The organism is Novosphingobium subterraneum (assembly GCF_000807925.1).
GTDB classification, from domain to species: Bacteria; Pseudomonadota; Alphaproteobacteria; order Sphingomonadales; family Sphingomonadaceae; genus Novosphingobium; species Novosphingobium subterraneum.
In genome coordinates, this window is record NZ_JRVC01000008.1 from 76,924 (window position 1) to 88,352 (window position 11,429).

General features: G+C 60.8%; 9 protein-coding genes. 5 read left to right on the forward strand and 4 right to left on the reverse strand.

The features are described 5' to 3' along the window. The first annotated feature begins 88 nt into the window (after positions 1-88). Both NJ75_RS09720 and NJ75_RS09725 read left to right on the forward strand, forming a co-directional pair. Entirely contained in the window at positions 89-2,530 is a 2,442-nt protein-coding gene (locus NJ75_RS09720) for a fimbria/pilus outer membrane usher protein (protein WP_039334064.1), read from the forward strand. 41 nt (positions 2,531-2,571) lie between these two features. Next, positions 2,572-3,582, forward strand: a complete 1,011-nt coding sequence (locus NJ75_RS09725) for a hypothetical protein (protein WP_156135755.1) — start codon at positions 2,572-2,574, stop codon at positions 3,580-3,582. A gap of 3 nt (positions 3,583-3,585) precedes the next feature. Here NJ75_RS09725 and NJ75_RS09730 read toward each other — a convergent pair whose 3' ends face one another. Next, a complete protein-coding gene (locus tag NJ75_RS09730) occupies positions 3,586-3,999 on the reverse strand; it encodes a hypothetical protein (RefSeq protein ID WP_156135756.1) in 414 nt (137 codons plus the stop codon). A gap of 271 nt (positions 4,000-4,270) precedes the next feature. Between NJ75_RS09730 and ku the strand changes: the two genes are divergently transcribed. Beyond that, positions 4,271-5,125 carry a non-homologous end joining protein Ku gene (gene ku, locus NJ75_RS09735; RefSeq protein WP_039333890.1) on the forward strand — a complete coding sequence of 285 codons (855 nt, stop codon included), beginning with the start codon at positions 4,271-4,273 and terminating at the stop codon, positions 5,123-5,125. A 3-nt stretch (positions 5,126-5,128) separates the two neighbouring features. Continuing rightward, positions 5,129-7,654 (forward strand): DNA ligase D, encoded by a 2,526-nt coding sequence (gene ligD, locus NJ75_RS09740; RefSeq protein ID WP_039333892.1) that lies wholly within the window; start codon positions 5,129-5,131, stop codon positions 7,652-7,654. A gap of 27 nt (positions 7,655-7,681) precedes the next feature. Here the strand turns inward: ligD and fumC are convergent, their stop codons facing one another. From fumC to NJ75_RS09755, 3 genes are read right to left on the reverse strand one after another with little or no spacing between them, the layout of a single operon-like run. Next, positions 7,682-9,064 (reverse strand): class II fumarate hydratase, encoded by a 1,383-nt coding sequence (fumC, locus tag NJ75_RS09745; RefSeq protein ID WP_039333894.1) that lies wholly within the window; start codon positions 9,062-9,064, stop codon positions 7,682-7,684. A gap of 6 nt (positions 9,065-9,070) precedes the next feature. Continuing rightward, complete coding sequence (locus NJ75_RS09750; protein ID WP_039333896.1) at positions 9,071-9,481, reverse strand: low affinity iron permease family protein; 411 nt, start codon at positions 9,479-9,481, stop codon at positions 9,071-9,073. 3 nt (positions 9,482-9,484) lie between these two features. Then, positions 9,485-9,673, reverse strand: a complete 189-nt coding sequence (locus NJ75_RS09755) for a DUF3008 family protein (protein ID WP_039333899.1) — start codon at positions 9,671-9,673, stop codon at positions 9,485-9,487. Positions 9,674-9,813: 140 nt separating this feature from the next. Between NJ75_RS09755 and NJ75_RS09760 the strand changes: the two genes are divergently transcribed. Continuing rightward, positions 9,814-11,358, forward strand: a complete 1,545-nt coding sequence (locus NJ75_RS09760; protein WP_236727114.1) for a tetratricopeptide repeat-containing sulfotransferase family protein — start codon at positions 9,814-9,816, stop codon at positions 11,356-11,358. The last annotated feature ends 71 nt before the right edge of the window (positions 11,359-11,429 follow it).

Below are 11,429 nucleotides of genomic sequence, written 5' to 3' on the forward strand. Positions count from 1 at the left end.
CTTCGCAATAGGAGCCAGCTTGCTTTTTGCGGGCAGGGCTCCTGCCGTCTGGGCGGACACGCTCGAACCAGGTCACGACGGCGCCGGGATGCGCGTTCCTCTGGCTCCAGCGACAAAGCTGGCGGCGGCCAATCTGGCAGATCAACTGCCCGCTCCGGCATTTCGCTCGCAGAAACTCAATCCGACGGGACGCGCTGTGGTTCTGACGGTCCCTGCAAAGGACGGTGGGAGCTATCTCGGCGACGTTCCGGTGCAGATCGATGTCGACGACCGCCTGACATTTCCGGCCGCTCGCGTCGTACAGCTTCTTTCCGAGTTGCTCGCGCCAGACGTGCTGGAAAGTCTGCGGACGAGCTTTGGTGGCAAGACGCAAGTCAGTGCAGAAGATCTGGCGCCTGTTGGCATTGGCGTGGATTACGATCCACGCACGCTCGAACTGCGATTCAGCATTCCCACTGAGAGGCGCGCGTCGCGGGCCGTTTCGGTCTCGGCGCTTGATCGATCGCGTGTTGGCGAACTTCTGAAGCCGGCAAACTTCAGTGCCTATGTCAATCTCCGGAGTTCGCTAGACCTGGTGGAGGATGGGTTTGACCAGGGACTGCGCCAACCGGTCATGCTTGTCGATGGCGCGCTACGCCTCGGCCCGATTGTGGCGGAAAGCGATGCGATCTGGCAGCCGGGAGCATTGGGTGGCGATTTCCAAAGGCTCGGCAGTCGTTTCGTGTTTGATGACACCCGGCACCTGGTGCGCATTTCTGCGGGCGACCTTGAAGCGCAGGCACGTGGTTTCCAGTCTGCACCGGACATCGCCGGGATCTCGTTCTTTCGGTCCTACAGCGTCCTCAATCCTCAACAAGTCGTGCGTCCGCGTGGTGACCGCGCTTTTCGCCTCGACCGCGCGTCTACGGTTGAGGTCATCGTCAATGGCCAGCAGGTCCGCCGGCTGCAACTGGCGCCAGGCAACTACAATCTGCGAGACTTCCCATTCACGCAGGGCGGCAATGATATTCGGCTGAATATTCTTGACGACACGGGGCGTACGGAAGTCGTCCAGTTCAACCTTTTTGTCGATCAGACCCAGCTGGCCAAGGGCCTGAGCGAGTTTGGCCTCTACGCTGGCGTGAAGGCTCCACTCGGATCGCGCGGGCCCAGATACAGCGATGATTGGATCGCCTCGGGCTACTACCGCCGAGGGCTGACCGATGCATTGACTGTTGGTGTCAATTTTCAGGCTGACGCTGATAGCCGGATGGGCGGGGTCGAGGCCGTGGTCGGCACGCCGTTCGGCACGCTTGGCACAAATGTATCTTTCAGCAAGGTTGACGGCGTCGGGTCGGGACATGCCTTCAACGCCACGTTCCAGCGCCTTATCCAGCGACCGAGCGGCCTTGGCGATACCTTCAACCTCTTTGTCGAAAGGCGGAGCCGCCGCTTCGCTCCGGTCTCGTTCTTCCTCCCTGACAATCCCTACAAGTACGAGCTGGGTGGCGGTTACACCCATGCCTTCACCACAAGCTTCTTCGGAGGCGCCGATGTTCGCTTCTCCAAAGGCCGCACTGGCAGGCCCAACGTTCAGAACTACCGCCTGAGTGCGGGTTGGCGGTTTTCAGACCGCGCAACGCTGAACGCAGAGGCGCGCTACCAGGAAGACACGCTCGGTCGGGAGTTCAGCGGATTTGTCTCGCTCATTGTCCGTCTGGGACGCTATTCCACTGTCCGCTCCGACTTTGACACCCGCGACAACCGCTTCCGCGCATCTTATCAGACTCTAAGCGGTAGCGGCGTTGGCAGCTACAACGTGACAGCCGATGTCGAACGCTCGGACAACGGGGCAGGCGTCTCGGTGAACGCCAATTATTTCGCCAATCGCGCAGAGCTTGGCTTTAGCCACTTCGGAACATACACGCGCGGTTTCGGCGACAGTCAGAACCAGCGCAGCACTTTCCGCTTGGGCACCTCGCTGGCCCTTGCCGATGGTGCAGTTTCGCTTGGCCGCCCCATCTTTGACAGCTTTGCGATCGTGCGGCCGCACCGAAGCCTTGGCAAGGCCGACATCGTGGTAGACGCGTCAACCTTCGGCAACGCTGCAAATAGCGGTAGCTTGCGCTCGGCCACGATGCCAAGCCTGCCTTCCTATTCCGAGCGCACGGTGCCGCTTGATGTACGGAATGCGCCTCCTGGCACAGACATTGGCCAAGGTTCCTTCCGCGTATTCCCGTCCTACCGCAGCGGATACGTCGTCACCGTCGGCTCTGACTACAATGTCACAGCCCTCGGCATCATGCTCGATCTTGATGGCCAGCCGGTGTCACTGGTCAGCGGCACGGCCACGGAAGTGGCTCACCCCGAGCGGCCAGCGCAGACCGTGTTTACCAATCGCCAGGGCCGCTTCGGCGCGACCGGACTGGCGCCCGGAAAATGGCGTGTCGAAATGCTCGATGCTGCGCGCTCCACATTCGAAATCGAAATCCCCCAGAAGGCTACGGGAGTTGTCCAACTCGGGGAGATAAAGGCGGTAGAGAAGAAATGAACAGTTGGACGGTGATGTCACGCCTGCGCACTTTTCTGGCGATGGCTGCAGTTGTTTTGATAATCACTGCTGCCCAGAGTGCCCAGGCTCAGTCCAACTGCGGTGTTACCGGCAGCGGCGGAAGCACGTCCATCCAGTACGATCCGTTTGCGTCGTCCGGCCTGCAGTCGGTCGATATTCCGCTGACGCTTACGCGCGTTACGGCAGGCGGCGGGAAGAAGACGCAGGAAGCCTATTTCGTGTTGACGAAGCCGGCGGGAAGCCCTGCCTATCAAGTGCAGGCGACCGTGCCGGGTGGCGGTACCTACTTTGACGTGCTGTACGATTCCAACGCGGTGCCAAGCAATCTCCCGACCATTTCCAATATTCAGACCGGCCAGATTGCCGTGCAGTTCGGTGGGGCTGCGCAGCCGGATACGCTACAGATCAACCTGCGGGTAACCGTACCTGCCAACGTCGATCTGACGGCTGGCGGCCTCATCCAGTTCGGAATTCGCTACGTCTGCAAGGGCACGGGCGGTTTGAACGATGTCCTGACGCCGATCGACAGTGCGGCCGCCATCTCGATCAACGTGAATGTGTTGAGCGCACTTCGCGCTAGCTTCGTTGGGACCGCTCTAGATTTCGGCGAGCTTGCCCAAGTTTCGAATGTTCAGGCGCCCACTGTAAAGACTTCTGCGTCAAACCACGTTCGCGTGCAAAGCTCGGGGCCTTACACCGTCACGCTCGGCGTCATGCCGGGCGATGCCCAGCCGTTTGTCCTGACCCCAAGTGGCGCCTCGACGACGGACAGCAGCCAGCAGATCCGCTATTCCGTCCGCTTCCTCGGGCAAAGCCGTTCTCCCACGAGTACGTCGCCCATCAGCCAGACATGCGCCCGCGCCGGGATTGGCGATGCGGTCGAAGACCGTCTGCCAGTGCAAGGAACCCTGATCGATGGCGGAGCGACCAAGGCGATCTCCCCGAACTATTCGGAGAACCTGGTCGTCACGATCACTCCGCTCGTTGCTGGATCAGTTGCACCAACGGACTGCGGCAGCATCCCGCTCTGAAAGTCAGCGTGGCTCGATGCGGAAGCGGATCGAGCCAGCAGCCTTGCCGTCAGCTTCAATCGCTATCGAGCGCGTCGTTGCGGCGGCGTGGCTCACGTCACTGATGACGACTTCGCCTGAACCGTCGAGGGCAATTGTGCGGCCATCAACGATCAGTCGGCCCGCAGCAAGCTGCTTGGAATAGGTCGCTACCACCCGGTAACCTGCACCGTTGTTGCAGAACTCGCGCAGTTCGCTCTTGTTGCCATTGGCGCTGAGCATTGCGCTGGCGCTGTTGTCCACCGCAACGCGGCAAACCAACGGCACTTGTCCGGTGATCGTGATCGAAGCGGACCCTTGCGATGCTTGCACCGCACTGCCTGCGGCAACCGTACCCAACGCGGCGAGCGCCAAGGCCGCCATCCTGCCAGAAATCATGATACAATCTCCATTAACACTCAGGCATCATGCATCGGTGCCCGCCAACGTCGGGTTCCGGTTTCTGGTTAACAATTTCCGGAAAAGCTTTAGGAATGGCGGGATTCCGGCGTTCTTTCTCCGCAACCTGCCTAAGTCTGATTACCTAAGCCGCTCGAAAAGTCTGAACGTCCCTTCCTTCCCTCCGGGAACCGCATCCGCCATTCGCGCATAGAGCCAGCGAAGCTGTCGCATCATCGCGCGTCAGTCAGGATCCGGAAGGAAGCCCGCCATGGCCGCTCGCGCATACTGGCAAGGGCAATTGCGCCTTGCCCTGGTTTCGATCCCGGTCGAAATCTATCCGGCCACGCGAAGCGGTGCGGCCATTTCTTTTCACCAGATCCACGAACCCAGCGGCAAGCGCATCCGCTACGAGAAAGTGGCGCCCGGCGTCGGTCCAGTCGATCGCGAGGAGATCGTGAAGGGCTACGAGGTATCACGCGGCAATTACGTTCTGCTCGATGACGAGGAGATCGAATCCGTGCGCATCGAAAGCCGCAAGACGCTCGAACTCGTCCAGTTTGTCGGTTCGGACGAAATCGATGTGCTCTATTATGAAAAGCCCTATTTTGTCGTGCCGGCCGATGACCTTGCAGAGGATGCCTACATTGTCCTTCGTGAGGCGCTCAGAAAGACGAGAACTGTCGGGCTGGGACAACTCTCGGTCCGTGGGCGCGAGCAGTTCGTTTCGCTCAAACCGTGCGGGCGTGGACTTATCCTCGAGGTTCTGCGCTATGCTGACGAGGTCCAGCGCGCGCACAACTGGTTCCGCGATATTCCCGCACGTGACGCCGACCCCGAGCTTCTCGATCTGGCAGCCAGCCTGATCGAGAAGAAGACGGCGAAGTTTGCGCCCGACAAGTTCCATGACCGCTATGTCGATGCACTCCACGCGCTGATCGAAAAGAAGATCAAGGCGAAGGGTGAGCGCATTATCGAGGATCCCGATGCTGACGAGGCTCCGCATGGTGGCAACGTTATCGACCTGATGGCAGCGCTCAAGCAATCGCTGGGACACGACGACGAAGACGCCGACGAGGGCAGACCCCGCAAACGCGCATCTCCACCGCGCCGCAAGCGGGCTTGAGTGATGGCCGCCCGCGATCCCCTCGCAGCCTACAACGCCAAGCGCGATTTTACCCGCACGGGAGAACCTCCGGGCAAAAAGGCATCAAGCAAGACTGGCAACCTCTTCATCGTTCAGAAGCACGACGCCACGCGGCTTCACTGGGACTTCCGCATCGAAGTTGACGGGGTACTGAAGAGCTGGGCGGTAACGCGCGGCCCCAGTCCAGATCCGGAGGACAAGCGCCTTGCCGTGCAGACCGAGGATCACCCGCTGAGCTACGCCGAGTTCGAAGGGACCATACCCGAAAGCGAGTATGGCGGCGGAACCGTGATGTTGTGGGATCGCGGGACCTGGGCACCGATCGAGGGCAAAAGCGCGAAGGACCTTGAAGACGGACATCTGCATTTCCGTCTTGATGGCGAGCGGATGAAAGGCGAATGGCTTCTCATCCGCCTGAAGAAGCGGGGCAACGAGAAGCGCGAAAACTGGCTGCTGCGCAAGATCGATGACGCGTTTGCTGCAGAGGGAGATATCCTCGTGGAACGCGCGCTCACCAGCGTGCTTACCGGGCGGACCATGGCCGAAATCGCCGCCGACAAACGTTCGAGTCATTCGCTGAAGGGGAAGCGGGGAGCGGACTTCGCGGCCGAGATGCAAGCGGCAAGCAAGCACAATGCGCGGATGTCCAAGGCCAAGTCACCGCGCAAGAAGCGCAGCAACGCACCACTGTCAGCGTTTCAACCAGTCCAGCTTGCAACATTGGTCGACAGTGTGCCTGAAGGACGCCAGTGGCTCCATGAAATCAAGTTCGACGGCTATCGGGCCCTCATCGCTGCAAAAGGCAAGAATGTAAGGGTGTTCACCCGCAGTGGCCTCGATTGGTCCGAGAAGTTCTCCCCACTGATCTGCCACTTCGCAAGCCTCGATCTGCCTTCATGCCTGATCGATGGCGAGATCACGGCCTCGGACGCCGAAGGCAACCCGGATTTCTCGCGCCTGCAAGCCGTGCTGAAGCGTGGCCATGGCGAACAGGGCGAAGAAGATGCTCTTTCCTTCCATGCATTCGATCTCCTTGAACTTGACGGCGAGGACCTGAAACCGCTGTCCAATGTGGAGCGCAAGCAACGGCTTGCCGGCCTCTTGGCCGACGCTCCTCCGCCAATTCACATCGCCGATCACATCATTGGCGGGGGCGAGAAGCTGCTGGAGGCAATGTGCCGCGCCGGGCAAGAGGGCATCATCGCCAAGCGGGCTGACGCACCCTATCTGCCAAAGCGGACGCAAAACTGGCTGAAGGTCAAGTGCATCCTCCGCCAGGAATTCATCATCGTCGGCATGACGAAATCGAATGCCCGCCGTCGGCCCTTCGCGTCGCTCCTGCTGGCGCAGCGAGAAGCTGACGTATTGGTCTACAAGGGAAAGGTCGGCACTGGGTTCAATGAAGAACTGCTTGATGAATTGGCCGCCCGTTTTGAATCGCTGAGGCGAGAAGACCGCGCGCTCGAAGTGCCCAAGGCCGAAGCTCGCGGGGCGTCGTGGCTCGAACCGGTGCTCGTTGCCGAAATTGCCTTTGCCGAGTTCACCGGCGAAGGCAGGGTCCGCCATGCCAGCTTCGTCGGCTTGCGCGAAGACAAGAAGGCCGAGGACGTGATGCCAGAGAAACCTGTCCGGGTCGAGAGCCCGACGGAGATCATCGCGATAAGCAACCGCTCGCGGGTGATCTTTCCCGAGAGCGGGCAGACCAAGGGCAATCTTGCAGACTACTACGCTCAGCTTGCTCCAGCGATGCTCCCGTTTCTCGCCAATCGTCCGGTCAGCCTCGTGCGTTGTCCGCAGGGGAGGGCAAAGCAGTGCTTCTTCCAGAAGCATGATAGCGGCTCGTTCGGCGAACATGTCCATCATGTCCCGATCCGCGAGAAGGATGGCGATAGCGAAGACTATCTTTATGTCGACGATGCTGCGGGCATTCTCACCTGCGTCCAGATGGGCACCATTGAATTCCACGGGTGGTGCGCACGAACCGATGATGTCGAAGCGCCGGACCGCATGGTCATCGATCTGGACCCTGACGAGGGACTTGATTTTGCGGACGTCAAACGTGCGGCGAATGATATCCGGTCACGCCTGTCTGATCTCGGTCTGGTAAGCTTTGCGATGCTTTCGGGCGGGAAGGGCGTTCACGTCGTCGTTCCCCTGCGTCGCGATCATTCCTGGGAGGCACACGCCAGCTTTGCCGAGCGTTTTGCCAAGGCGCTCGGTATGGCCGACCCTGAGCACTACGTTGCCAACATGAGCAAGGCCAAGCGCAAGGGCCGAATTTTTGTCGACTGGTTGCGCAACCAACGCGGCAGCACGGCAGTGATGCCCTATTCCGCCCGGGCACGCGCCAATGCTCCGGTTGCAGCGCCGATCGATTGGAACGAACTCGACGATTTCGACAAGGCCAGCGCTTTCACTATTTCGGACGCAGCCGCCCTGCTGAAGCGAAGCGAGGGCAAGCTGCTGCGAGGATGGGGAGTCGCAGAGCAATCACTTCCTGACGTGTGAGGCTTTCCCGCGCGCGGTAATAATCCGTTACACCATGTTCTCTGGACGTATCAGGCGATCGAACGTCGGTTCGTCGATCAGGTTTAAGGCCAGCGCAGCTTCCCTCAGGCTCAGATTCTCCTGGTGCGCGTGCTTGGCGATCTTCGCGGCATTGTCGTAGCCGATTTCGGGGGCAAGCGCGGTCACCAGCATGAGCGAGCGTTCGACCAGTTCCGCAATGCGCTGTCGGTTCGGTTCGATCCCTTCGACACAGCGTTTGGCAAAGCTTTCCATTCCGACCGCCAGAAGGTGCATCGAGCGCAGCACCGCAGCCCCGATCATGGGCTTGAAGACGTTGAGCTCCAGGTGCCCCTGCATTCCCCCAACGGTCACGGCTTGATGGTTCCCGATCACTTGCGCGCAAACCATTGTCAGCATCTCGGCCTGTGTCGGATTGACCTTGCCGGGCATGATGGAACTGCCCGGCTCGTTGGCCGGAAGCTCCAGTTCACCGAGGCCCGAGCGTGGACCGGAGGCAAGCAGACGGATGTCATTGGCAATCTTGGTCAGCGCCACCGCCAGCGTCGACAGGGTTCCTGAAAGCTGGACCAGCGCATCGTTCGAAGCCAGCGCCTCGAACTTGTTGGGCGCCGTGCTGAAGGGTTTTCCCGTAAGGTCGGCTATTTCCGCAGCGATCTCTTCGGCAAAGCCAGCAGGTGCGTTCAGCCCGGTGCCAACCGCCGTTCCGCCTTGTGCCAGTCGAAGCAGGTGCAGCTCGATGTGTCGCAGATGATCGTGCGCATTGCGGAGTTGCTGTGCGTAGCCCGAAAACTCCTGTCCGAGAGTCAGTGGCGTGGCATCCTGCAGGTGGGTGCGTCCGATCTTGACCAGACCCTTCCACGCTATCGCACATCCAGCGAGCGCACCGGAAAGCTTGTTCAGGGCGGGGACCAATTCGGCGTTCAGCGCTTGCACCGCCGCCACATGCAGCGCGGTGGGAAAGGTATCGTTCGAGGATTGCCCCATGTTCACGTGATCGTTGGGGTGCACCGGACTCTTGCCGCCGCGCTCACCGCAAAGCATCTCGTTGGCACGACCCGCGATGACCTCGTTCGCATTCATGTTGGTCTGTGTTCCGCTGCCGGTTTGCCAGATCACCAGGGGGAAATGGTCATCAAGTTTTCCGGATGCGACTTCGGCCGCGGCCTGCTCGATGGCGCCGGCAAGATTGCTGGCAAGCCCATGCCGACGGTTCACCCGGGCCGCGGCTTGCTTGATGATACCCAGCGCATGCACCACCCCCAAGGGCATCCGCTCCATTGAACCGAACGGGAAATTGTCGATGCTGCGTTGCGTTTGTGCGCCCCAGTAGGCCTCGGCCGGCACGCGCACTTCGCCCAGGCTGTCGCTCTCGATACGCTGCATTCGCATCTCCGGTCAGGTTCGGTCGAGCAGTCGCTCCACTGTCTCGTCTGCTGTACCCTGCTTGTCGGTCGATGCACCAACTTCGCGTTCAAGCGCAGATCGCAGTCGGCAGATCTCGTCATCGGTGAGATGTTCGATGCCGACAAAGCCTTCGCGGGCCTTGTCTACCGCACGGATCAGCTCGTCCAGCTTCGCCTGCATGGCGGCAGCATCGCGGTTCTGGCTGTTCTGGATCAGAAAAACCATGAGGAAGGTGATGATCGTGGTGCCGGTGTTGACCACGAGCTGCCACGTATCGCTCCACTGGAACAATGGGCCGCTCAAGCCCCAGCCGATGATGATGGCGAGCGCGATGACGAAGGTTGCGGGGCGTCCGGCCCATCCGGAAACCCGGTTGGCAACGGCGGTGAAAGCCTGATCCACCGATCAATCCTTGCGCACGTGCTCTGGCTTGCCTTTGCGACTTGTCGCGGCCAGCTCCTCCAACTCCCTCTCGGTCATCGATTTTTCCATCGATCGAGATGCACCTTTGAGGTCGTCCTTGTCGGTCTCGCCACGTTTGGCCGACAGTGCAGCGCCGGCGGCTTTCTGTTGGGCAGCTGATTTGGCTGGCATCGTCGTTCTCCGAATTGTTCCCGACGTGAACGTTCGGGCAGGTTTGCCGTTCCGAAATCCCGGCCCGCAACTGCGCCGATTTGCGTAGCGCCTGCCGTCGTGCGTGGAGCTAGGCTTCAACTATGGCGGCGGGTTCATCATTGCGACAACTGCTTGGCTCGGGGCGAATTTCCGAGGCTCTGGTCAAGGCGGGAGAGGCGCTTGCGGCCAATCCGCACGACGTCGAGGCCGGGTTCGTTGTCGCAGTTGCTCTGGCGGAGAGCGGGCGCGTTGCCGATGCGCTGAAGGCGATTGGGGCAGTGCTCAGAGCCGAACCCAGCAACGCCGAGTATCTTGCTCAACAGGCGAGATTTTTTCTTCTGGCCCGGCGGGAGGCCGATGCACTTGCCGCGGCGCGGCAGGCAGTAGATGCAGGGAGTTCGGAGCCGCTGGTGCTGGACACGATCGGCTGCGTGTTTGCCCGCCTTGGCGCGCATGACGAGGCGCTGCCCTTGTTCGAAAAGGCCGTGGCGTCTGCCCCGGAAGTGATTGAATTCCAGTTCAATCTTGGCAGCACACTGGGGTTCTTCGGCCGAGTTGACGAAGCTGCCCGCGCCTATGAGGCCATACTTGCGCGCGAGCCCGGTCATGGCCGGGCGCATCTTGCCCTTGCAGGACTGCGCCGAGCCTCCGCCGGGGCTGGAATCGCCCGGATTGCGGCTGCCTTGTCGCAAAATCCCGATCCCGAAGAGGAAGTCAGGCTGCGCTATGCCGCTTTCCAACTCTACGAGGCAGAAGGGCAACTCGACGAGGCAAACGCACAACTCTCCCTGGCCAACGCGAGGCACAGGGCCCACCTCGGCTACCAGTTCGAGACCGATCAGGCGCTGTTCGAGATCATCCGCCGCACCTTCGTTCGCGACCTGCCACTGGCCCCCGACAGCCGCCTCGACGACGCACCGATCTTCGTCGTCGGACTGCCTCGCACCGGCACGACCCTGGTTGACAGGATCCTGTCCTCGCATGGCGACGTGACTTCTGCCGGGGAGCTTCAAGCCATGCCGCTGGCGGTGAAGCAATTGTCCGGGACATCATCGCGGTTGGTCCTCGACTTGGCGACAGTGGAGGCGAGCCGAGGCGTTTCGGCGCAGAAGATGGGAGAGCTCTATCTCGCTCGTGCGCGTCAGAATGCCGGGGCCTCCGGGCCCCGGTTTACCGACAAGTTTCCTTTGAATTTCCTGTACATAGGATACATCCTCCAGGCGCTGCCGCATGCGAGCATCGTCTGTCTGCGGCGCGGGGCGATGGACAGTGTGTGGAGCAACTACAAGCACCTGTTCGCCTTGGGTTCGCCCTACTATCGCTGGTCCTACGATCTGATGGACACGGCGCGCTATGTGCTGCTATTCCAGCGCTTGATGGCGTTCTGGCGCCAGCGCTTTCCGGGCCGAATTCATGAGGTTACCTATGAATGGCTGGTTGCGGATCAGGAGACCGAGACCCGCAAGCTGCTGACTCACTGCGGGCTTGAATGGGATCCGGCCTGCCTCGACTTCCACCGGAACGAAGCAGCCGTGTCCACGCCAAGCGCGCAACAGGTGCGCCAGCCGATCAATACGGGATCGGTTGGCCGGTGGCGGGACCATGAAAGGCACCTTGGCGAGGTCATGGAATTCTTCGCCGCGAATGGCATACCGCTCGATTGACCAGACAGAGTTGATGACGAAAAAAGGGCCGCCTGTCTTGCGACGGGCGGCCCAGTCTTCGCAGGAACTCT

Coding starts and splice junctions, on each gene's coding strand:
- ligD (WP_039333892.1), top strand. CDS start 5,129: ATGGCCGCCCGCGATCCCCTCGCAGCCTACAACGCCAAGCGCGATTTT.
- NJ75_RS09720 (WP_039334064.1), top strand. CDS start 89: ATGCGCGTTCCTCTGGCTCCAGCGACAAAGCTGGCGGCGGCCAATCTG.
- ku (WP_039333890.1), top strand. CDS start 4,271: ATGGCCGCTCGCGCATACTGGCAAGGGCAATTGCGCCTTGCCCTGGTT.
- NJ75_RS09730 (WP_156135756.1), bottom strand. CDS start 3,999: ATGATTTCTGGCAGGATGGCGGCCTTGGCGCTCGCCGCGTTGGGTACG.
- fumC (WP_039333894.1), bottom strand. CDS start 9,064: ATGCGAATGCAGCGTATCGAGAGCGACAGCCTGGGCGAAGTGCGCGTG.
- NJ75_RS09755 (WP_039333899.1), bottom strand. CDS start 9,673: ATGCCAGCCAAATCAGCTGCCCAACAGAAAGCCGCCGGCGCTGCACTG.
- NJ75_RS09725 (WP_156135755.1), top strand. CDS start 2,572: ATGGCTGCAGTTGTTTTGATAATCACTGCTGCCCAGAGTGCCCAGGCT.